The organism is Jatrophihabitans telluris (assembly GCF_023516435.1).
In the GTDB taxonomy this organism is placed as follows: Bacteria; Actinomycetota; Actinomycetes; order Mycobacteriales; family Jatrophihabitantaceae; genus Jatrophihabitans_A; species Jatrophihabitans_A telluris.
The window spans coordinates 236,963-257,672 of the sequence record NZ_CP097332.1; the positions used below are offsets into that span (position 1 = coordinate 236,963).

A 20,710-nucleotide genomic window follows, 5' to 3' on the forward strand; every position below is an offset into this window, starting at 1 on the left:
ACTACAACCGCAGGATGGCGGCCGACTCCGCGGGCAGCCCGAGCACGCCGCCGGACGCGGTCACCGCTGCACGCGTGGGATCGAGCGCGGTGGCCGTGCTGAAGACCACCGTCGGGGCCGTCGATCTGGCCTCTGCCGGCTCGGCATCCTCCGGCTCGGTTGGGAGTGGGATGGCCCGCTCGGTGTCGGCTAGGTTCACCGCGACCAGGAAAGCGCCGCGGCGAATGAGCACCCACCCCGCCTGCTCGTCGAAATCGACCTGGACGTCGAGCAGGTGTCCGTCGCGCAGATCGGGTTCGGCGTGCCGGAGCCGAAGCAGTTCGCGGTAGACGGACAGCATTCGGCTGTGGCCATCGGCCTGAGCCTCGTCCCACCGCAGCTTGGCGGAGGTGAACGCCAACTCGTCCTGCGGATCGATCATCTGCGAGACGTCCCAGCCGTGCTCGGCGAACTCGGCGACGCGGCCCTTTGCGGTGGCCTCGCCGAGCTCCGGCTCGGGGTGGGAGGTGAAGAACGGCCAGCGCGTGCTCGCCGCCCATTCCTCGCCCATCCAGAGCATCGGCGTGAACGGCGAGGTGAGCAGCAGGGTGGCGCCGACCGCGAGCAGTCCTGGCGTGGCAATCTCGGGCAGCCGGTCCCCGGCCGCGCGGTTGCCGACCTGGTCGTGATTCTGCAGGCAGACGACGAATCGCCAGCCGGGGGTTCGTTCCCGATCGACCGGCTTACCGTGTGCGTGCTTACGGAACGTCGAGTAGGTGCCGTCGTGGAAGAACGCCCGGGTCAGCACCTTCGCCAAGCCGGGCAACGTACCGAAGTCGTCGTAGTAGCCCTGGCGCTCGCCCGACAGCAGCGCGTGAAGCATGTGGTGGACGTCGTCGTCCCACTGACCGTCGAGCCCGTAGCCACCTTCGGAGCGCGGCGTGAACATCACCGGGTCGTTGAGATCGGACTCCGCGATCAGCGTCAAGGGCCGCCCCTGCTCACGGGACAAATGCTCGACCCGCTCGGACATCTGCGCGAGCAGGTGCTGTTCAGAGGTGTCCTGCAGGGCGTGCACGGCGTCCAGTCGCAACGCGTCGACGTGGAACTCAGACAGCCACTGGGTCACGTTGTCGAGGATGTATGCCCTGACCGGGCCGGACGATTCTCCGTCGAGGTTGACGAGGTCGCCCCAGGTGTTGCGCCCGCTCTTGAGGTAGGGACCGAACTCGGGCAGGTAGTTCCCACTGGGCCCGAAGTGGTTGTAGACCACGTCGAGCACGACCGCCAGACCCCGGGCGTGGGCGGCGTCGACCAACCGCTTCAGGCCGTCCGGGCCGCCGTAGGCCTCGTGCACCGCATACCAGAGGACGCCGTCGTAACCCCAGTTCCACAGTCCGTTGAAGTCGTTGACCGGCAGCAGTTCGATGTGCGTGACACCCAGCTCGGCAAGGTAGTCCAGCCGCTCGATGGCCGCGTCGAACGTGCCCGCCTCGGTGAACGTCCCGATGTGCAGTTCGTACAGAACCGCGTCGCCGAGGCCGAGTCCGGCCCACTCGCCGTCGGTCCAGGCGAACTCGTCCGGGTAGAACCGGCTCGGGCCGTGGACGCCGGCCGGCTGGCGTCGGCTGCGCGGATCGGCGACCGGGCGCTCGGCGTCATCGAGCAGGAAACCGTAGTCCACGCCCGCGTTCGCAGCGTCCGACTCGACCGACCACCAGCCGTGCTCGCCCTTGGTCATCGCGATGGTCCGCTCACCTGAGCCGTCATCGAGCCAGAGGCGGACGGACGTCGGCCGTGGTGCCCACACCGAAACGAGGCTCATGACTGGGCCCTGAGCAGCAGTGCGACCGGAAGCCGGTCCAGAACCTCGGCGACCCGAACCGTGCCGTGATGCTCGCGGCCGGTGAGAATGTCCGTCCAACGCCCGTCCGGCAAATCCAGGCTGGTGTCGGTCCAGCCCCCAGCCCCGGCCAGCGCCAGCGGCAAGCGGGTGGCCAGGGTGACGGCGCCCCCTCGGTCGAAGGCCAGGAGGTGATCCTGGGCGGGCCCGTCGACCTGCAGCGGGACGTAGTCGGTGAACAGCTCCGGATGATCGCGCCGGACGGTCAACGCCTGCGTGGTCAGCCACAGCTTGGCCTGCTCGGCCGGCGCGGGGACCAGTGTCGGGCCGGCCGCGCGCAGGACGGAAAGTGCTTGCGCGATCGCGGCGAAATCGACCGGCCGTCGGTTGTCGGGATCGACGAGGGACTCCTCGGCCCATTCACTGCCCTGGTACACGTCCGGCACGCCGGGCATGGTCAGTTGCACGAGCTTGGCCGACAGCGAGTTGCTCCACCCGTACTCGAGCAACTGGTCGTGCAGATCGGTGATCAGCACCCGAACCCGCGGATCGTCGTAGGCGGCGTCCACCGCGGCGTGGACGGCGGCCTCGAAGGCCTCGTCCGGATCGATCCAGCCGGTGCCGTCGGCAGCTTCTCGCATGGCCTTCTCGGCGAAACCGTGCAATCGGCCGCGATCGATGAGGCCGGTCGCGGCGATCGTCTGCCAGAGCAGGTAACCGAACGCGGCGTTCGGGACCGGCGCCAGGCGGAGCAGTTCCCCGGCCGCGGAAGCCCATTGCTCGCCGAGTTCAGGCAGCACCGAAATCCGTGCCCGGATGTCCTCACCACGCTTGGTGTCGTGGGTGGACAGCGTCGTCATGCCGGCGGCGGCGATCTCGAGCCGGCGTTGCTGGGCGGCGTGGAAATCGGCGACGCCCAGACCGAACCGGCCGGGGTAGGCGCCGACCTCGTTGAGCGAGATCAACCGGGTGTACCGGTAGTACGCGGTGTCCTCGACCCCCTTCGCGGTGACCGCGCCGGTCACCTGCTGGAAGCGCATCGCCAACTCGTCGGACGGGTCGCTCAGCCGCGGCAGCAAGGCCTCGATGGCCGCCGACAGTTCCGGGCGGCGCTGCTTGGCGGTCCGCACCGCCTGGTCGAGATGATCGGCCCCCAGCGGGAGGTAGGACCGGTAGACGGGGAAGGCGATGACCAGCTCGGCCAGCGCCGCCGCCGCATTCTCGACACCGGTCACCAGCCGGTCCAGCCGACGGATCTCGGCCTGGAGGATGGTGGTGGCGACCAGCCGCTTGCCGTCGGCGATGTGATCGGCGTAGGAGCGCTCGTCGCCGGTCAGCCGCTGGTAGAGCTCGGTCATCGTCCCCTCGGCCGCCGGATCCACGAGCACGCCGTTGACCTCGGCCAGGGCGTCGTAGCCGGTCATGCCCGACACCGGCCAGGACGCCGGCAATTCCTCGCCCGGCTCGGTGATCTTCTCCACGGTGATCCACGCCTTCGGCGCGGCGGTGGCGAGTCGTTCCAGGTAACCCTGCGGGTCGACCAGTCCGTCCGGGTGGTCGATGCGGATGCCGCTCACGCCGTAGTCGGCGACCCACCGCAGGATTTCCGCGTGCGTCGCCTCGAACACCGCGGGATCTTCCACACGCAAGCCGGCCAGGTCGGTCACGGCGAAGAACCGGCGGTAGTTCTGCTCGGTGTCGGCTTTGCGGAAGGACACCAGGCGATAGTGCTGCGCGTCGTGAACCGCGAGTGGGTCGAGCGCGTCCGGGTCGGCGCCGGCGGCGATGAGGCTTGCCCTGCTGTCCGGATTGATCGGGTACCGGTGCTCGTAGTAGCGCAACTCGTCGGAGACCACGGTCAGATCACGACTCAGGTCAGCATCGTCGCCGAGCACCGGGATGAGGATCCGGCCGTCGGCATAACCCCAATCGACGTCGAACCAGCTGGCGTGCTCGGAGCCTTCGCCGTAGGTGAGAAGGTCCCACCACGCCCGGTTCTGGCTCGGGTCGGCCACGCCCATGTGGTTGGGCACGATGTCCACGACGAGGCCGAGGCCGCGCCCGGCGCAGGCTTTGGCCAGCACCGCAAGGCCGGACGTCCCGCCGCGGGCAGGGTCCACCTCCAGGTGCGAGACCACGTCGTAGCCGTGACTGGAACCTTCGGTGGCGCGCAGCAGCGGTGATACGTAGATCGCTCCGACGCCGAGGGCGGCCACATAGTCGACGAGTTCAGCGGCGTCGGTCAGGGTGAAGTCCGCGGTGATCTGCAGCCGGTAGGTGGAACTGGGCACAGCAGAGACAGTCCGTTCGGGGCTCGACATCAGTCGGCCCGTCAGTCCGTGCCCTGCAGGACCATCAGGGACCGGGCGCCGAGGGTGACCACGCCGCCGGCCTCGACCGGTTCCACGTCGAAGGTCGTCGGGCCGGAGGTGTCGACGACCGGCTGCCAGTTCTTGCCGTACTCCGGCTTGGGCAGGGTGAACTCGATCGGCTCCGAGTGAGCGTTGAAGCACAGCACGAAGGAGTCGTCGACGACGCGTTCGCCACGCGAGTTGCGGTCCGGGATGCCCTGACCGTTGAGGTAGACCGAGACCGAGCGGCCGAAACCGGAACCCCAGTCCTCGTCGGTCATTTCGCTGCCGTCCGGGGTGAACCAGTCGATGTCGGGAAGCCCCTCGCTGCCCTTGCGCCGCACCGGTAGGCCGTCGAAGAATCGCCGGCGGCGGAACACCGGGTGATCGCGGCGCAGCTTGGCCACGGCCTGGGTGAACAGCAGCAGGCCCTCGTCCACGGCGTCCCAATGGACCCAGGTGATCTCGTCGTCCTGGCAGAAGCCGTTGTTGTTGCCGCCCTGGGTGCGACCCAGTTCGTCGCCGTGACACAGCATCGGCACACCCTGCGACAGCAAGAGCGTGGCGATGAAGTTGCGTTGTTGCCGCCCGCGCAGTTCGAGGATCTCCGGGTCGTCGGTCTCGCCCTCGACGCCGCAGTTCCAGGACCGGTTGTGGCTCTCGCCGTCGTTGTTGTCCTCGCCGTTGGCCTCGTTGTGCTTCTCGTTGTAGGAGACCAGGTCCCGTAGCGTGAAACCGTCGTGGGCGGTGACGAAGTTGATGCTAGCCACCGGGCGTCGAGCCGAGTGCTCGTACAGGTCGGCCGAGCCCGTGAGCCGGGACGCGAACTCGCCCAGGGTGGCCGGTTCACCGCGCCAGAAATCCCTTACGGTGTCGCGGTACTTGCCGTTCCATTCCGTCCACTGCGGCGGGAAGTTGCCGACCTGGTAGCCGCCGGGGCCGACGTCCCACGGCTCGGCGATGAGCTTGACCTGGCTGACGGTCGGGTCCTGCTGAACGAGTTCGAAGAAGCTGGAGAGCCGGTCGACGTCGTAGAACTCCCGCGCCAGGGTCGAGGCCAGGTCGAAACGGAATCCGTCGACGTGCATCTCGGTGACCCAGTACCGCAGCGAGTCCATGATCAGCTGCAGTGCGTGCGGGTGCCGGACGTTGAAGCTGTTTCCGGTGCCGGTGTAGTCCATGTAGTAGCGCTGGTCGTCCTCGACCGTGCGGTAGTAGGCGGCATTGTCGATCCCGCGCATGGACAGCGTCGGCCCGAGGTGGTTGCCTTCGGCGGTGTGGTTGTAGACGACGTCCAGGATGACCTCGATGTCGGCCTCGTGCAGCGCACGCACCATGGCCTTGAATTCCTGAACCTGTCCGCCCGGGGTCGGCGTCGAGGTGTACTTGTGGTCGGGCGCGAAGAACCCGATCGTGTTGTAACCCCAGTAGTTGGAAAGACCCTTGTCGATCAGGGTCGAATCGTTGGCGAAGTGATGCACCGGCATCAGTTCGATCGCGGTGATCCCCAGGTCTTTGAGATGGTCGATCATCACGGGGTGGGCGATCGCGGAGTACGTTCCGCGGATGGCTTCCGGGACACCCGGGTGGGTCTCGGTCAGACCCTTGACGTGGGCCTCGTAGATCACCGTGTCGGCGTACTCGCGCTTCGGCGGGCGGTCGACACCCCAGTCGAAGAAGGGGTTGATGACCACGGACTTGGGCATGCTGGCCGCGGAGTCGTCGTCGTTGCGACTGTCCGGATCGCCGAAGTTGTAGCTGAACAGCGACTGGTCCCACTGGAACGTGCCGTCGATGGCCTTCGAGTACGGGTCGAGCAGTAGCTTGTTCGGGTTGCAGCGGTGGCCGGATTCGGGCTCGTACGGCCCGTGCACCCGGTAGCCGTAGCGCTGGCCGGGCTCGATGCGTGGGATGAAGGCGTGCCAGACGAAACCATCGACCTCGGGCAGCGCGACCCTGGTCTCGGTCCCGTCGGCGTCGAACAGGCAGAGCTCGACCCGCTCGGCGACCTCGGAGAAGAGGGCGAAGTTGGTGCCCGATCCGTCGTAGGTGGCGCCCAGGGGGTAGGCCTTGCCGGGCCACGGAAGGATGGCGGGGGTGGTGGGCTGCTCGCTGCGCATCGCAACAGTCTCTCGTGCGGCTGTTTCGGTCTCGGTCGCAGGTGCTTGCGCGGTGGAGGAGGCCGCGATGCTAGTGCCGGCAGTGTCAGTGCTGATGTCTTGGGTGCTCGTTTCGGTCTCGGCGGTGGTATCGGTGGCTTTCTGGGGGCGACTCTTACGGCTGGAAGCGGCCATAGTCAGAAGGTTCCGTCTCGTTCGGTCGTGGTCCTGGGCCGGGTCGTCCAGACCGCGATAGTGAAGTCGGCGTCGGTGACTTTCGTCTGCCGGGGTAAGCCGAGAATGCTGTCGAGCAGGCCGTGCAGTGTGTCGGTGGACAGCGTTCGGCCGGGAAAGTGGTGGCGCCAGTGGCAGGCCAGGACGGTTGCGTCGGAGGTGAGGCTGCCCAGCACGGCGTCGGACAGGGCGGCCCAGTCCGAGGAGTTGGTCATCGAGCCGATCTCGTTCAGCACGATGAGGTCGAACTTCTGCTCGCGAGGCCATTCCGACGGGACGTGCCGGTGTTCGACCACGACGTTGGACAGGTGGGCGGTTCGGTTCCGGGTCGCGGTGACCGACTCACGGAAGCCGTCGACGGCCAGCACACGCTCGCTCCGGCGCGCCAGTTCCGGGGTCAGCTCGCCTGCGGAACAGCCGGGTTCGAACGTGTAGTCGTAGCGACTGTTGGGCAGGCTGGCCAGCAGGAGGTCGCGCTTGCGCTGGGCGTGCCACCCGCTGCGCATGTGCCAGGGATCTTCGCTGGCCGCGAACAGTTCGTTGAGATGCTCGAGATCAGTCATGCCGCCCACCTTCGCCACAAGACTTCAACTGGCTCGTGACAGCTCGGGGGACTTGAGCCAGACGTGCCGTGAACATCCGTCGCGGCTGCCTGCTGAACCGTTTCCTTCACAGTACCGGCAAAGACAGCCGCGGGTCGCGGATGGCGACCTTGTCGTTTCGAGGCTCTGGTCACGTTTGTCACGACCCGTGCTGGGTAAACCTCACCGATTTCGCGCCCCGTCCGGACGCGAGAGCGTCTGGCGATGCTCATACTTGGCGATTACGTTCGAAGCATGACCGACGGCCCCGGCACGGAATCCATTCTGGTCGCGGAGAATCTCGCCGCCCACCGCTTCGAGATCTCATCCGACGGGCGATTGGCCGGGTTCACCCGCTACTCGGCCGTGGCACCGGACCTGTATGAGTTCTTCCATACCGAGATCGACCCGAGCGTCGAAGGCCGGGGTCTGGGCACTCAGCTGATCAGCGCTGCTGTGGACTCGGTTGCCGCCCGCGGCATCTCGGTGCTGCCGACCTGCCCGTTCGTTCGGGCGTACCTGCACAAGCACCCGGAGAAGGCCGGCCTCGTCCCGCTCGCGGACCGGCGGCGCTTCGGGCTGTGATCGACGCCTGAGTGGAACCGGTCAGGCGGCGAATTCCCAGCACACCGTCAGCTCGTGCGGATCGGCCGGATCGACCAGTACCGGTAGCCGTTGGCCCGGCTCGATCCGCTGCCCGGCCGGTGGTACGCACCGATGGGTCGCTGACGCCGCTTTCGTCCCAGGCACGAAGAGCACGCCGTGCAGCATGAGTGACTCGTCGCCGGCCCGCTGTGGCGCGCTGGCTTCCGCGACGTAGAAGATCGCCTCGATGCGCTCGCCCTCGTGGTCGCTGCGCGGCCGGATTCTGGTGCTCACACCGACAAAGACGCCGCCAGTCGTCGCGTGATACGTCCGGTGCGGGAAATGTGACGTGGTCAGCGGCGCGAACGGGGCGGGATCCGGTCGGCATTGCGCCGTTTGGCGTTGCGTGCGCCCAGCGCTATGAGCACCGCGATGACGAACAGGACCACCGTCGTCGCCCAGCCGAGCAACTGCCCGATCGACATCACGCTCGGACCGTTGGCGTGATGGCGGAAGCTCTCGTGGGCGTGGATCGTCAGTAACAGGTCGGCCACCGCGAGCACCGTGACCGTGGCGGCCCACTTCCAGATGGTCCGTACCGGCATGGCCGCCTCCTCAGGATGGACAGGACGAGTGAAGGTCACCGTCGATAGTGCCTGATCGTGACGGGGCGCCGAGCGGCGGACCGATCGTGACGGGCGGCGAGCGGCGGACCGATCGCCGTCAGGGGGCCGGGATCGTGGCGAGGTCGCTGAGCACGAGCTCTCGATCCTCGTCCTCGGTGATGGCTTCGGCCGCCTCGCGGGCTCGGCGCAGGTATCCCCGGGTGGCCTCGGCGTCGCCGGCGACCGAGGCAGCACGCGCCAAGGCCTCGTAGGCGAAGGCGAGATCCCAGTCGGCGATTGCGTTGTCCTGGCAGATCTGCAGGCAGCGACGTGCGTGATGGCCGGCTGGCTCGGCGCGCCCGAGCACGGTGTACACCCGCGAGATCTGCCACTCCCCGCGAGCGAGATGCTCCGGCCGGCCGACCTGACCCCAGTGATGGCGGGACGCGTGGGCCATGTGCAGCATGGCGTCGTCCTCGGCTGCAGTCCGGTCCTGCTTCTCGATCAGGGTCCAGGTCTGGTTGAACAGCGCGATCCCCAGTGCTCGGTTATCGACACCGCCATCGACACCGCCATCGACGCTGCCATCGACGCCGCCATCGACGCCGCCATCGACGCCGCGGGCAACGCCGTGATCGCCGGGCGGGAGGGTGGGGTCGTCGTCGGCGGTCATGTCGGACACGGTAAGGCCTCGACCAACGTCACCGTCAACCTCTTACCACCCGGACGGCGCGTTACCACCCGGACGGCGCGTTACCACCCGGACTGCGCGTAGTCCTTGAGGAAGACGCCGTAGAGGTCCTCGCCGGCCTCGCCCCGCACGATCGGGTCATAGACCCGGGCGGCACCGTCGACGAGGTCCAGCGGCGCGTGGAAACCGTCGGCGGCCAGCCGCATCTTGGTTGGGTGTGGACGTTCGTCGGTGATCCAGCCGGTATCGACGCTGGTCATCAGAATCCCGTCGGTGAACAGCTCGGCTGCGCTCGTCCGGGTGAGCATGTTCAGCGCGGCCTTGGCCATGTTGGTGTGGGGGTGCCCCGGGCCCTTGTAGCCACGGGAGAAGACCCCCTCCATCGCCGAGACGTTGACGACATAGGTGCGCGTGGCCGGCGACGCGGCCAGGACCGGGCGGAGCTGGTTGATCAGGATGAACGGCGCCGTCGAGTTGCACAGCTGCACCTCGAGCAGTTCGAGAGCGTCGATCTCGCCGACGGCCTGGACCCAGGAGTTCGTGTGGTGCAGGTCGGGAACGAGGCCGCCGGCGTCGATCGCGGTCTGGTCGGCGATCCGGTCCGCGGCGGCCGAGCCGGCCCGAAGCGCGAGCGAGGTCAGCGCGTGGGCCGTGGGATGGGCGGCCAGGGAGCCGACGAGAGCGGCCGGGTGCGCCTCCGACGTCCGGTCGAACGTCTCGATCTCCGGCAGCGGCCCCTCGGGAAGCTCGGCGGCCTCGGCGGCGGCCAGGGGCGCGTAGGCACCCGGGGAGCGGCGGACGGTCTGGGCGGCGTTGTTGATCAGGATGTCCAGGGGACCCCTGGAGGCGACCGTATCGGCCAGGGCGACGACCTGGGCGGGATCGCGAAGGTCGATGCCGACGATCTTGAGCCGGTGCAGCCAGTCGGCGCTGTCTTCCATCGCCGTGAACCGCCGCACCGCGTCGTTGGGGAAGCGCGTGGTGATCGTGGTGTGCGCCCCGTCGCGCAGCAGCCGCAAGGCGATGTACATCCCGATCTTCGCGCGGCCGCCGGTGAGCAGGGCTCGTTTGCCGGCCAGGTCCGTCCGGGCGCCTCGCTTGGCGTGGTTGAACGCGGCGCAGTCCGGACACAGCTGGTGGTAGAAGGCGTCGACGAGCTGGTAGTCGCGTTTGCAGATGTAGCACGGACGCGGCGTGATCAGGGTGCCGGCCGTCGCGCCGACCGTCGCGGAAACCAGCGGGATTCCGTTGGTCTCGTCGTCGATCCGCTGCGGCGAGCCGGTCGCGGTAGCCGCGACGACGGCCTGGTCGGCGGCGATGACCGCAGCGCGCCGCTCGGACCGCCGGTGCTTCTTGACCGCCTTGAACATGCGCGAGGTCGCCTGGCGGACGGCGACGTGATCGGGATGGTCCTCGGGCACGGTGTGCAAGCGGGCCAGCACGTCCAGACAGGTAGCCAGTTCCCGCGGGTCGATCCGCGGTTCCGTCGGTGCGCTGATCGCTGGCTGCAGGTCGAGATCGCTGAGGTCGGTCACGGTCCAATTGTCCCTGGCGCAACGGACTCCGCTGACCGTCTGCTCCGCCCGTCGCCCCGCTATTGTGACAGGGCAATCGCTGGATTGTCCGGACCATCGCTGTCACTTACGCTCAGCCGGTGCCTTATGCCGCGTCGTGGTCCGCAAGCGCGCCCATCCCGTTCTGGCTCGACACCGAGGACCGCCCGGCGCCCCGTCCGACGCTCGCCACCGACACCTCCGCGGACCTGGCCGTGGTCGGCGGCGGCTTCTCCGGACTCTGGACCGCGCTGCTGGCCAAGGAGGCTGACCCGGACCGCGACGTCATCCTTCTCGAGGGCAGCCGGCTGGCGTGGGCGGCGACCGGACGCAACGGCGGCTTCTGCGCCGCCAGCCTGACCCATGGCGAGGCCAACGGACGCGACCGCTTTCCGAACGAGTACTCGCGACTGGACGAGCTCGGCCGGCAGAACCTGCAGGAGATCGGCGACACGGTGGCCCGCTACGGCATCGACTGCGCCTTCGAGCGCACCGGCGAACTGAACGTCGCCACCGCGCCCTACCAGGTCGCCGAACTGCGAGCCGGTGACGGCGAGTTTCTCGACACCGCCGCGGTGCGGGCGGAGGTGGATTCGCCCACCTACCTCGCCGGCTCCTGGAACCGCGACACGACCGCGATGCTGGACCCGGCTCGCCTGGCGTGGGGCCTGGCGCGGGCGGCGGAGGAACTCGGGGTCCGCATCGTCGAGAACACCCCGGTCCAGGGGATCCGCCGCTCGTCCGGTCGACCTGGCGATGCGCTCGCCCTGATCACCGGCGGTTCCGACGCGGGCTCCGGTGCTCGGACGGTGACCGCTCGCCGGGTCGCGCTGGGCACCAACGCCTTCACCCCGCTGCTGCGCCGGATCCGGCTGCATACCGTCCCGGTCTATGACTACGTGCTGGTCACCGAACCGCTGAGCAGCGAGCAGCTGGCCGCAATCGGCTGGCGCAACCGCCAGGGGATCGGCGACTCGGCCAACCAGTTCCACTACTACCGGCTCACCCGCGACAACCGCATCCTGTGGGGCGGTTACGACGCGGTCTACTACTTCGGCCGCCGCATCGCCGCCCGCTACGACGAGCGGCCGGCCACCTTCGCCCTGCTGGCCGAGCAGTTCTTCCAGACCTTCCCGCAGTTGGAGGGGCTCCGCTTCACCCATCGCTGGGGCGGGGCGATCGACACCTCCACCCGGTTCTGCGGCTTCTTCGGTACCGGCTACGGCGGCCGGCTCGCGTACGCCCTCGGCTACACCGGCCTCGGCGTCGGGGCCAGCCGATTCGGGGCCAACGTCATGCTCGACCTGCTGGACGACCGTCCCAGCGAGCGCCGCGAGCTCGAACTGGTTCGCACCAAGCCGCTGCCGTTTCCACCCGAGCCGTTGGCCTACGCCGGCATTCAGGCCACCCGTTGGTCGCTGGCCGCCGCCGACCGCCACGAGGGGCGCCGGAACCTGTGGCTGCGAGCCCTCGACCGTGCCGGACTCGGCTTCGATTCCTGACCGTTCTACGTCCTGACCGTGTGCGCGGCCGGAGCGTGTGCATGTTCTGCAGGGTCAGTCCTTGGGCGTGGCCACCGGCCGGTTTCGGTACCGGCCGACCAGTTCGCGCGCGGCGGCCTGCATGCGCACCGGCGGCAACCCGCGGGCGATCAGGGTCAGGTCGTCCACGACCAGCCGGCCGATCTCCAGGAACGCCGACGGGATACCACCGGCCCGGTGCGGTGACAGCACCAGACCCTCCAGCCCGCGCCCGGGGTAGTCCGCCGGCATCGGCTCGTCCGGCCAGACGTCGACCGCGGCCTGGATCCGGCCGGCTCCGACGTGCTCCAGCAGCGCTTCGAAATCCACCACGGCCGCGCGGCTGACCAGGACGAGCCGGGCACCGTCGGCAAGCAGCGCCAGCTCGCGTGCTCCGATCAGGTGCTCGCTGTCGGCGGTGACGGTGGCGAGGACGAACACCACATCGCTCGTGCTCAGCACCTCGTCCAATCCGGTGGGAATCGCGCCGGCCTGGGCCAGGACACCGTCGGGCAGCCACGGATCGTAGGCACGCACCGTGGCCCGGAACGGGGTCAGCAGGGGGAGTAGCGCGCGCCCCAGATTGCCGAAGCCGATCACGCCGATCCGCGCCCCCGTCAACGTGATCGCGTCCGCGTTGTCAGCTCCCACATACGATTCCCGGCCGGCCCGGAAAGCCCGGTCCTGCCGCGAGATGCCACGCGCGAGGTCCAGCGCGAGCCCCAGCGCGAATTCGGCCACCGGTACCGCGTAGACCGGACCGCAACCCAGCACGTGGATGCCGCGTTCGAAGCAGCGTGGATAGTCCACGTTGGGATAGAAGTTGCCCTCCACGTTGAGGATCGCCTTCAGGCCGGGGGCGCTGTCCAGTCGCGAGGCCGGCAGGTCCGGTTGGCCGACGATGGCGAACGCCTGGGCGAGATGCTGATCCAGCTCGTCCGGGCGCCCCTGCAGGTCGACGACGTCGAAGGCGGTGGTCAGTTCGGCCCACACCTGCGGGCTGAAGATCTCGTGATTACGCCGAGGCTCCGGCGAGATCACGACCGTCGGCTTCGCCGGCAGGGCCGGGCTCGGTGGAGCGGTCATGGCCGCCGATGCTAGCCGGACGCGCGCCGGTGCGCTCGGCTCCGATGCCGGCGATCACGACCAGCACGATGCCGGCGAGCGCGCTGGGTCGAGGCACCTGGTTCAGCAGGATCAGACCCACCACGACGGCGATGGCGGGCTCGAGGCTCATCAGGGTCCCGAAGGCGGCCGTGGTCAGGCGTCGAAGGGCGAGCAGTTCCAGGCTGAACGGGAGTACCGGCAGGAGGATGGCCAGGCCCAGGCCCGCCAGCGCCACACCCGGGTCGAGGTGGCCGACGAGTTGACGTCCTGCGGCCGCAGCGGCGACGGCGGGGACGGCGGCGACAACGCCGGCGACCACAGCAGCTACCGGGATGGAGACCGCCAGCCCCTGCAAGCCCGCCACCTCGTCCCCCACTCGTTGGGTGAGCAGGATGTAGCCGGCCCAGCAGAGCGCGGCGGCCAGGGCGAACGCGATACCGGCGGGGTCCGATCCGCCGCGCCACGGCTCGGTGAGCAGCAGGACTCCGGCGGCTGCGCATGCCGGCCAGATCCGGGACCCGTGCCGGCCGCGGATCACGGCGACCGCGAGGGGGCCGAGGAACTCCAGCGCGCTGGCGGTGCCGATCGGCAGCCGATCGACCGCCGCCATGAACAGCAGGGTCATAGCCGCGGTGATGACGCCGAGGATCACCGTGGCGGCCAGCGTCGATCGCGAGAATGCCGACAGTCGCGGTCGGACGAGGACGAGCAGGATCAGCGCCGCCCACCCCAGCCGGAGCGCGGCGGCTCCTTCGGGTCCGAGCCGATCGAAGAGGTCCACCGAGACGGCGACACCGAGTTGGACGCACACCATCGAACCGATCGACATCAGCACGCCGGTGCGGACCGAGGAGCGCGGGGTGGAGTACGTCTTCACCGCAACAGTGAAGCCGAACGATGTCATTCACGTCCACGTGATAATCGTGGACAAACCATCCAGTTTTCATGAACAATTCGAGCGTGGAAACCCGGCGGCTGGAGTACCTGCTCGAACTTCGGCGGCTCGGTTCGATGGTCGAAGTCGCCCGGGCGCTCGGCACGACCACATCGACGGTGTCCCAGCAGATCGCCGCACTGGCGGCCGAGGCCCGGACCCCGCTGCTCGAGCCGGACGGCCGGCGCGTGCGGCTGACCCCGGCCGGGCGCCGACTCGCCGATCGTGCGGTGACGATCCTGGCCGCGGTCGAGGCGGCCCGCATGGACCTCGATCCTGATGGTGAGCCGGTCGGCGTCCTGCGCGTGTCCGGCTTCGCGACCGCGATCCGCCGCTCGCTGCTGCCGGCGATGGTCCGGATCGCCCGCAGCCATCCCGCGGTCCAGGTCGTCGTCGCCGAGCATGAGCCCTACGAGTCGCTGGCGTTGCTGTCCTCCGACGACATCGATCTGGCCCTGGTCTACGACTATGACCTGGCTCCGGTCGAGCAGGACGACCGCTTCGAGTTCCGGCCGCTCTGGGCCGCCGCCTGGGGCTTGGGCGTTCCCCACGCCGACGCCGTGACCGGCACGTCTCTCGAGGTCTTCCGGAACTTCGCCGGCCGCGAATGGATCGGCAACTCCCGCAACCGAGCCGATTCCGATGTGGTCCGGCTGATCGGATCGATGGCCGGCTTCGACCCACGGGTGACGCACCGCGCCGACGGGCTGGAACTGGTCGAGGAACTGATCGTTGCCGGGCTCGGGGTCGGATTGCTGCCGATGGCCCGCCCGGTCGGGCCCGGAGTGGCGCTGATCCCGCTGGCGGAGCCGGCCGTCACGCTCCGCGCCTACGCCGCGGTACGGCGGGGTCGGCAGCAGTGGTCGCCCCTGGCGCTTCTGCTGGAGCGGCTCGACGCGTGAAGGCCCCCCAGCGCCGGCGCTCAGCCGTGGCTGTCGGAGGCAGGCGGGACGTCAGGCAGCGGCAGCAACAGCACGGCGACGAGCCCGACGGCCGCGATCAGGCCGACGGCCGGTCCGGGGCGAAGGACCTCGCCGACAGCGCCCGCCGCCACGAAACCGGTGCCCTGACACACCATCAGCCCCGTCCCGTTGAGGGCGAACGTGCGGCCCCGCAGTGTCTCCGGCGTGACATCGCGCAGCATCCGGTCCACGCCCAGGCCATAGGCGGACGTCGCCCCGGAAGCCAGCAGCAGGGCCATCGCCGGCCAGAAGCCCGGCTCGAGCCAGAAGGCCGCCAGCACCGCCGGGAGCGCGAGAGCGAGTGGCCAGGTCAGGCGCAACTGCAGTCGCCGCGGCAGGACGAGGACCACGACCAGGTCACCGACGATCATCCCGACGGGAATGGCGGCCAGCCAGAGGCCGACCCAGCCGGCCGTGCGGCCCAGCCCGCTCACCGCCGGCGCGGCCAACGCTTCGGGGGCGACCGCCACGAACGGAACCGTCCACCCCAGCAGCAGCAACCGACGCACGGCCGGCTCGGCCCAGACCCGGCGGACCCCGGCCAGCGAATCGCTCACCACGCCTCGGCGGCCCTCGCTCGGTGCGCAGGGACGATGGGCCAGGCCGGCCCGCACAATCACCGCCGACAACACGAAGCTGCCCACGTCGGCCAGTAGTGCGCCCCGGGGCCCGAGGGGGGCGATGAGCGCACCTCCGGCGGCGATGCCCACCAGCTGCGCGCCCTGAGCGATGATCCGTTGCACCGAACGTCCGGCGACGTAGCTGTCGGCCGGCAGCAGCACGACCACGAGCGAGTCGATGCAACCACCGCGCACCGGCGCCATCGTCCCGACCGCGAACAGGATCAGGAAGATCAGTGCGATGGGTGCTCCCGGCCAGGCCAGTAGCAGGACCAGGCCGCCGGCCAGCAGGTCCGTCCCGACGATCAGGCGACGTGGGGGCAGCCGGTCGGTCAGCGCGGCCAGCAGCGTGCCGCCGAAGAGGTAGGGCACGAAGGAGATGGCGAACGTCGTCGAGGCGAGCAGGGCGGATCCGGTGCGCTGGAAGACCAGAACCGTCACCGCGAGGTAGGCGGCGCTGTCGCCGAGGATCGAGACCAGGCGGGCGGCGCTGACCACCTGGAACTCGCGCACGGCCAACGCCTGGCGGTAGCCGCCGCGCACGCCCGCGACCGGGTCTGTGGCCGGGTCTGCGGCCGGGTCTGTGGCCGGGTGTGCGGCCGGGTCTGTGGCCGGCAGCTGGTCGGTGTCCGGTGGGGTGTCGCTCACGCAAGGAGGTTGCCTCGCGGAACCCGCCGGCCGCGATAGATTCGTCCCAGACCGAATCCGAAGGGGGGTCGGCGCATGGCGACCGTCTTCGAGGTCACCGCGGCGGACTGGCCACGATTCCGGTTCGCTCATTCGCCGCTGTGGGAAACGGTGCAGGCGGTCATGACGCTGCGCTCCCCCCGCGTCCGCCAGCACCATCTGCGGTGGGCCGAGACGATCGACGTCGCGGCGTTGCTACCCCGCATCCCGGCCCTCGCCGCGCTGACCCCGTCGCCCGGCCCGGTCTGGGTCCCGGACTTCCTGGTGCCCGCACCAACCGGGGCATCCGGTGCGGCCACCGCTCCCGGGATCGAGGAGGAACTGGCCGCGGTCCGCGCCTACCCGCCACCGGCCGTCCGGGCCGACCTCATGCGCAGCCTGCGCTCGCGATCGACCCGACAGCGGCGGGCCGTCCTGCAACCGTTGATCGAGAACCCGCCGCTGGCGGTGGGACAGTTGACCGACGAACTCCGCATCGCCTGGCGGGTTCTGGTCGAGCCGTTCTGGCCGGCGATCCGCAAACTGGTCGAGGACGACATCGCCTTTCGGTCGCGAGCGATGGCGCGGCGAGGCTACGGCGCGATGTTGGCCGACCTGCACGAAGACATCCGCTTCGCTCCGGATCGGATCACCGTGCACGGCAACGACGCCGCGGTCGTGGAACTCGGCGGCCGGGGACTGCTGTTGATGCCCAGCGCGTTCTGCTGGCCGTTGGTGCTCACCGTGATCGACCCGCCGTGGCCACCGAGCCTCGCCTATCCCGCTCGTGGCGTCGGAAACCTCTGGGCCACCCCGGAACCGGCCCTGGGCGCGCTGGCCGCGATCCTCGGCGAGAGTCGCGCGCAGCTGTTGCAGGACCTGGCCGAACCGCGGTCCACCACAGCCTTGGCGTTGCGGCACGGGCTGAGCCCGGCGACGACGTCGGTCCACGTGCACCGTCTGCGCGACGCCGGTCTGCTCAGTGCCACTCGCCTCGGACGGGAGGTCCGTTATCGAAGAACCGAGCTCGGCACCGCGCTGATCACCGGAGCCGAGGGGAGCCTCCGTTAGGGCGCGACGTTTTCGACGACTACGGCCAGGCCCTGCCCGACGCCGATACAGATGGCCGCGACGCCGTAGCGCTGACCCGACTGCCTGAGGACGGCGATGAGCGTCGCCAGAATCCGGCCGCCGGAAGCGCCGAGCGGGTGCCCGATCGCGATGGCGCCACCCCGCTGATTGACGATGGCCGGATCGACCGGCCACGCGTCGAGGCAGGCCAGGCTCTGTGCGGCGAACGCCTCGTTCAGCTCGACCGCGCCGACGTCGGACCAGCTCAGCCCCGCCCGCTGCAGCGCGCCGTTCGCCGCCTCGACCGGGGCATAGCCGAACCGCCACGGCTCGTTGGCCGCCGTGCCCCGTCCCGCGATCCGGGCGAGCGGGCTCCGGCCGATGCGCTCGGCGGCGGCCTCCGATCCGATCAGGACGGCCGAGGCACCGTCGCTGAGCGGCGAGGAGTTGCCGGCGGTGACCGAGCCGGTCGTGGCGAAGGCGGGCTTGAGCCCGGCCAGCGTGTCCAGCGAGGAATCGGCGCGGATGCCTTCATCACGAGCCAGGGCCACGCCGGGGACGGCGACGAGGTGACCGTCGTAGAAGCCGGCACGCCAAGCCTCGTCCGCGGCCTGATGTGACCGCAGGGCGAAGGCGTCCTGGCGTTCACGGCTGATGCCGTACTCGGCGGCCAGCCGCTCGGTGGCCAGTCCGTTGGAGATCACGTACGGCTCCGGCATCGCCGGGTTGACCAGCCGCCAGCCCAGGGTTGTCGACACCGCGGTCACGTCGCCCGCGGGGAAACCCCGCCGTGGCTTGGGCAGGACCCACGGGGCGCGGGTCATCGATTCCACGCCCCCGGCGATCGCGACGTGGGCATCGCCGGTCTCGACGGCGCGGCTGGCGATCATGGCGGCGTCCAGACTCGACCCGCACAACCGGTTGACGGTGGTCGCGGGGACCGTCACCGGCATTCCGGCGAGCAGGACCGCCATCCGTCCGACGTTGCGGTTGTCTTCGCCGGCGCCGTTAGCGTTGCCGTAGACCACCTCGTCCACCGCGGCCGGGTCGAGGTCGGGCGAGCGGTCGAGCAAGCCCCGCAGCGGGACGGCCGCCAGATCATCGGTGCGGACGTCGGCCAGCGCGCCGCCGAAGCGGCCGAAGGGCGTACGCACGGCGTCGTAGATGTAGGCGGAGGTGGCGGGCACGAGGACTCCAAAGGTGGGCGAGGTACCTGGGCGGTTCGAGTAGTTGACCACGGCGCCCGGGTCGTAGGCGTTGGCCGGCTGGGCGTTGTTACGCCTGCGCGTCGCACGAAAGCAAACGGCCCTCGATCACGCCGGTAAACCGGGGATCAAGGGCCGTCGCAGCTGTCTCAACCAGCGTGGGCAAGGGGGGACTTGAACCCCCACGTCCTTACGGACACACGGACCTGAACCGTGCGCGTCTGCCATTCCGCCACTTGCCCGAGGCGTCTGAAAAGACGTCATAGGTTAACACGACACACTGCGCGCGATTACCGGGTGAGCCGCCCGCACAGCCCACGCAGATACCATCAACCTCACGTCCCGCCTGAGATTCGAGACAGGGGCGCTGGACCGCTGCCCCCCAGTCGGTTCGACCGGTTCGGCAACGGACATCGCATACCAGCACGACGCACGACCCCACGAACGAGCAGAATGCGCCAGCACAGCACGGCAGCGCCGGATCCCGGCACCGCCCCAGCCCTGGGAGAGGAGGACCGAGACCATGAGCCTCGGACAGCGCTTCGAGCGCCGCCTGGAAGGCATGGTCGGCTCCGCCTTCGCCCGGGTTTTCAAGGGTCAGGTCGAGCCCGTCGAGATCGGGTCCGCACTGCAACGCGAGGCCTCGGACAAGCGAGCGGTCATGGGTACCGGGCAGGTTCTCTCGCCCAACCGGTACCGCGTCACGCTCGGCCCGTCCGATTACGACCGGCTTGCCCCGTGGGAGGCGCAGCTCACACGTTCGCTGGCCGAACTCATTCAGGAGCACCTGGACGAGAACGGCCTCGGCACCGTCGGCGACATCGAGGTCTATCTGGCGCAGGACAACAGCCTTCATACCGGTGTCTTCGGCGTCGCGTCCCGGATGGAGCCGCAGGCCCCGCCCCGCCGGCGGCCCTACGACTCGATGTCGATGCCCGTGGTGCCCGGTCGCCCAGACGAATACGTGGAGCCGTTCGGCACTCCGGCCGCGCCCGCCTCCGACAACGCCGCGGAGCACGCCGCGCGACAGGCGCCCCCGCTCCAGCCGGAGGCCCCGGGCTACCTCGCGCCGCCGTATCCGCCGCCCGGTTATCAGCCGGCTCACCAGCCGCCTCAGCCACCGGCATATCAGCCGCCGGCATATCAGCCGCCGGCATATCAGCCGCCGCCTCATCAGCCGCCGCCTCATCAGCCGCCGGCATATCAGCCGCCACCGGCTCCGCCGCCCGCCCCGGCGCCGTATGTGGAACCTCCGCGTCGCCCGCGGTTCCAGGCCCAGTTGATCGTCGACGAGACCGGCCAGAACAGCCCACTGCACCCGGGCAGCAACATCGTCGGCCGCGGACACGACTCAGACCTGCAGCTGCTTGACCAGGGAGTCTCGCGCCGGCACATCGACATCCACGTCGCCGACGGCCGGGCCGTGCTCTACGACCTGGGCTCCACCAACGGGACGTCGGTCAACGGTCACTCGGTGCAGAGTCAGCAGTTGCAACACGGGGACGTGATCCGGATCGGCCATTCCCGGCTCGTCTACCAGCAGGACGGCGCGTGACGAAGCGGGCCTGGCCGGTGCAACGGTCCGCGGCCTCCGTGTCGAGCGGGGTGGTCTCATGACGTCTCCGCTCGCGGTTCAGGTGATGCGGTTCGCCTTTCTGATCCTGCTCTGGTTGTTCATCTACGCCCTGGTGCGTGCGATCCGTTCGGAGCTGCGTGCCTCTGGGGCGCCGCGCGTGCAGTCGGTCGGTAAGCCGCGCCGGTCCAAACGCAACGCGTCCTCCGACGGCCGCGCCGCCGTCGCCAAGCCCCGGGGCGGGCTGTCCCAGCTCGTGGTGGTCGAGGGAAGCCTGGCCGGGACGAGGGTGGCCCTGACCGGCAAGCCCATTTTCATCGGCCGCGCCAACGACTCGACGCTGGTCCTCACCGACGACTACGCCTCGACCAGGCATGCCCGCATCAGCGAGTCCAGCGGAACCTGGTACCTGGAGGATCTGGGCTCGACCAACGGCACCTTCGTGGGCCAGCAGAAGGTTGACGGCCCGGTGTCGCTGGAGGCCGGCGTGCCGATCCAGATCGGCAAGACCGTGATGGAGTTGCGGTGATC

General features: G+C 69.5%; 18 protein-coding genes and 1 tRNA gene. 6 read left to right on the forward strand and 13 right to left on the reverse strand.

Annotation, left to right across the window (positions count from 1 at the left end; genetic code table 11):
* Nucleotide 1: 1 nt before the first annotated feature.
* The 4 genes from treZ to M6D93_RS01100 all read right to left on the reverse strand — a co-directional run bounded on the left by treZ (nucleotide 2) and on the right by M6D93_RS01100 (nucleotide 7,069).
* On the reverse strand, nucleotides 2-1,804 hold the full coding sequence (gene treZ, locus M6D93_RS01085; protein ID WP_249772281.1) for a malto-oligosyltrehalose trehalohydrolase: 1,803 nt from the start codon (nucleotides 1,802-1,804) through the stop codon (nucleotides 2-4).
* On the reverse strand, nucleotides 1,801-4,143 hold the full coding sequence (gene treY / locus M6D93_RS01090) for a malto-oligosyltrehalose synthase (protein ID WP_347343516.1): 2,343 nt from the start codon (nucleotides 4,141-4,143) through the stop codon (nucleotides 1,801-1,803). The genes treZ and treY overlap by 4 nt, the downstream gene beginning before the upstream one ends.
* A gap of 11 nt (nucleotides 4,144-4,154) precedes the next feature.
* A complete protein-coding gene (glgX, locus tag M6D93_RS01095; RefSeq protein ID WP_249772285.1) occupies nucleotides 4,155-6,293 on the reverse strand; it encodes a glycogen debranching protein GlgX in 2,139 nt (712 codons plus the stop codon).
* 176 nt (nucleotides 6,294-6,469) lie between these two features.
* Nucleotides 6,470-7,069, reverse strand: coding sequence for a class I SAM-dependent methyltransferase (locus M6D93_RS01100; RefSeq protein WP_249772287.1), 600 nt, complete (start codon nucleotides 7,067-7,069; stop codon nucleotides 6,470-6,472).
* A 273-nt stretch (nucleotides 7,070-7,342) separates the two neighbouring features.
* Here M6D93_RS01100 and M6D93_RS01105 point away from each other — a divergent pair, with 273 nt between their 5' ends.
* Nucleotides 7,343-7,672 carry a GNAT family N-acetyltransferase gene (locus M6D93_RS01105; RefSeq protein WP_249772289.1) on the forward strand — a complete coding sequence of 110 codons (330 nt, stop codon included), beginning with the start codon at nucleotides 7,343-7,345 and terminating at the stop codon, nucleotides 7,670-7,672.
* Between the two features lie 21 nt (nucleotides 7,673-7,693).
* On the opposite strand, the gene M6D93_RS01110 is transcribed toward M6D93_RS01105, so the two are convergent.
* From M6D93_RS01110 to M6D93_RS01125, 4 genes are all read right to left on the reverse strand, one after another.
* Complete coding sequence (locus M6D93_RS01110) at nucleotides 7,694-7,966, reverse strand: hypothetical protein (protein ID WP_249772291.1); 273 nt, start codon at nucleotides 7,964-7,966, stop codon at nucleotides 7,694-7,696.
* A 59-nt stretch (nucleotides 7,967-8,025) separates the two neighbouring features.
* Nucleotides 8,026-8,277, reverse strand: coding sequence for a hypothetical protein (locus tag M6D93_RS01115; RefSeq protein WP_249772293.1), 252 nt, complete (start codon nucleotides 8,275-8,277; stop codon nucleotides 8,026-8,028).
* A 118-nt stretch (nucleotides 8,278-8,395) separates the two neighbouring features.
* Nucleotides 8,396-8,950, reverse strand: coding sequence for a hypothetical protein (locus M6D93_RS01120; RefSeq protein WP_249772295.1), 555 nt, complete (start codon nucleotides 8,948-8,950; stop codon nucleotides 8,396-8,398).
* Between the two features lie 80 nt (nucleotides 8,951-9,030).
* Nucleotides 9,031-10,503, reverse strand: coding sequence for an SDR family oxidoreductase (locus M6D93_RS01125; RefSeq protein ID WP_249772297.1), 1,473 nt, complete (start codon nucleotides 10,501-10,503; stop codon nucleotides 9,031-9,033).
* 119 nt (nucleotides 10,504-10,622) lie between these two features.
* On the opposite strand from M6D93_RS01125, the gene M6D93_RS01130 reads away from it, so the two are divergent.
* Nucleotides 10,623-12,023: an NAD(P)/FAD-dependent oxidoreductase gene (locus tag M6D93_RS01130; RefSeq protein ID WP_249772299.1), complete on the forward strand. Its 1,401-nt coding sequence runs from the start codon at nucleotides 10,623-10,625 to the stop codon at nucleotides 12,021-12,023.
* A 54-nt stretch (nucleotides 12,024-12,077) separates the two neighbouring features.
* Here the strand turns inward: M6D93_RS01130 and M6D93_RS01135 are convergent, their stop codons facing one another.
* Nucleotides 12,078-13,127 carry a hydroxyacid dehydrogenase gene (locus M6D93_RS01135; RefSeq protein WP_249772300.1) on the reverse strand — a complete coding sequence of 350 codons (1,050 nt, stop codon included), beginning with the start codon at nucleotides 13,125-13,127 and terminating at the stop codon, nucleotides 12,078-12,080.
* Entirely contained in the window at nucleotides 13,057-14,052 is a 996-nt protein-coding gene (locus tag M6D93_RS01140) for an EamA family transporter (RefSeq protein WP_249772301.1), read from the reverse strand. Before M6D93_RS01140 ends, M6D93_RS01135 begins: the two co-directional genes overlap by 71 nt.
* A 41-nt stretch (nucleotides 14,053-14,093) precedes the next feature.
* On the opposite strand from M6D93_RS01140, the gene M6D93_RS01145 reads away from it, so the two are divergent.
* Complete coding sequence (locus M6D93_RS01145; RefSeq protein ID WP_249772302.1) at nucleotides 14,094-14,984, forward strand: LysR family transcriptional regulator; 891 nt, start codon at nucleotides 14,094-14,096, stop codon at nucleotides 14,982-14,984.
* Nucleotides 14,985-15,004: 20 nt separating this feature from the next.
* Here the strand turns inward: M6D93_RS01145 and M6D93_RS01150 are convergent, their stop codons facing one another.
* Nucleotides 15,005-16,312, reverse strand: a complete 1,308-nt coding sequence (locus tag M6D93_RS01150; protein ID WP_249772303.1) for an MFS transporter — start codon at nucleotides 16,310-16,312, stop codon at nucleotides 15,005-15,007.
* A 75-nt stretch (nucleotides 16,313-16,387) separates the two neighbouring features.
* On the opposite strand from M6D93_RS01150, the gene M6D93_RS01155 reads away from it, so the two are divergent.
* Nucleotides 16,388-17,401 (forward strand): ArsR/SmtB family transcription factor, encoded by a 1,014-nt coding sequence (locus tag M6D93_RS01155; protein WP_249772304.1) that lies wholly within the window; start codon nucleotides 16,388-16,390, stop codon nucleotides 17,399-17,401.
* On the opposite strand, the gene M6D93_RS01160 is transcribed toward M6D93_RS01155, so the two are convergent.
* Both M6D93_RS01160 and M6D93_RS01165 read right to left on the reverse strand, forming a co-directional pair.
* Nucleotides 17,398-18,588, reverse strand: coding sequence for a thiolase family protein (locus M6D93_RS01160; protein ID WP_249772305.1), 1,191 nt, complete (start codon nucleotides 18,586-18,588; stop codon nucleotides 17,398-17,400). The genes M6D93_RS01155 and M6D93_RS01160 overlap by 4 nt on opposite strands.
* A gap of 177 nt (nucleotides 18,589-18,765) precedes the next feature.
* Nucleotides 18,766-18,848 (reverse strand) — tRNA-Leu (locus M6D93_RS01165).
* A gap of 281 nt (nucleotides 18,849-19,129) precedes the next feature.
* On the opposite strand from M6D93_RS01165, the gene M6D93_RS01170 reads away from it, so the two are divergent.
* Nucleotides 19,130-20,161, forward strand: coding sequence for an FHA domain-containing protein (locus M6D93_RS01170; RefSeq protein ID WP_249772306.1), 1,032 nt, complete (start codon nucleotides 19,130-19,132; stop codon nucleotides 20,159-20,161).
* Nucleotides 20,162-20,219: 58 nt separating this feature from the next.
* A complete protein-coding gene (locus M6D93_RS01175) occupies nucleotides 20,220-20,708 on the forward strand; it encodes an FHA domain-containing protein FhaB/FipA (RefSeq protein ID WP_249772307.1) in 489 nt (162 codons plus the stop codon).
* The last annotated feature ends 2 nt before the right edge of the window (nucleotides 20,709-20,710 follow it).

What these genes read in the sequence shown, in the direction of transcription:
- treZ (WP_249772281.1), bottom strand. Translation starts at nt 1,804, where the DNA reads ATGAGCCTCGTTTCGGTGTGGGCACCACGGCCGACGTCCGTCCGCCTC.
- treY (WP_347343516.1), bottom strand. Translation starts at nt 4,143, where the DNA reads ATGTCGAGCCCCGAACGGACTGTCTCTGCTGTGCCCAGTTCCACCTAC.
- M6D93_RS01135 (WP_249772300.1), bottom strand. Translation starts at nt 13,127, where the DNA reads ATGACCGCTCCACCGAGCCCGGCCCTGCCGGCGAAGCCGACGGTCGTG.
- M6D93_RS01100 (WP_249772287.1), bottom strand. Translation starts at nt 7,069, where the DNA reads ATGACTGATCTCGAGCATCTCAACGAACTGTTCGCGGCCAGCGAAGAT.
- M6D93_RS01140 (WP_249772301.1), bottom strand. Translation starts at nt 14,052, where the DNA reads ATGACATCGTTCGGCTTCACTGTTGCGGTGAAGACGTACTCCACCCCG.
- glgX (WP_249772285.1), bottom strand. Translation starts at nt 6,293, where the DNA reads ATGCGCAGCGAGCAGCCCACCACCCCCGCCATCCTTCCGTGGCCCGGC.
- M6D93_RS01175 (WP_249772307.1), top strand. Translation starts at nt 20,220, where the DNA reads ATGACGTCTCCGCTCGCGGTTCAGGTGATGCGGTTCGCCTTTCTGATC.
- M6D93_RS01120 (WP_249772295.1), bottom strand. Translation starts at nt 8,950, where the DNA reads ATGACCGCCGACGACGACCCCACCCTCCCGCCCGGCGATCACGGCGTT.
- M6D93_RS01145 (WP_249772302.1), top strand. Translation starts at nt 14,094, where the DNA reads ATGAACAATTCGAGCGTGGAAACCCGGCGGCTGGAGTACCTGCTCGAA.
- M6D93_RS01170 (WP_249772306.1), top strand. Translation starts at nt 19,130, where the DNA reads ATGAGCCTCGGACAGCGCTTCGAGCGCCGCCTGGAAGGCATGGTCGGC.
- M6D93_RS01155 (WP_249772304.1), top strand. Translation starts at nt 16,388, where the DNA reads ATGGCGACCGTCTTCGAGGTCACCGCGGCGGACTGGCCACGATTCCGG.
- M6D93_RS01105 (WP_249772289.1), top strand. Translation starts at nt 7,343, where the DNA reads ATGACCGACGGCCCCGGCACGGAATCCATTCTGGTCGCGGAGAATCTC.
- M6D93_RS01115 (WP_249772293.1), bottom strand. Translation starts at nt 8,277, where the DNA reads ATGCCGGTACGGACCATCTGGAAGTGGGCCGCCACGGTCACGGTGCTC.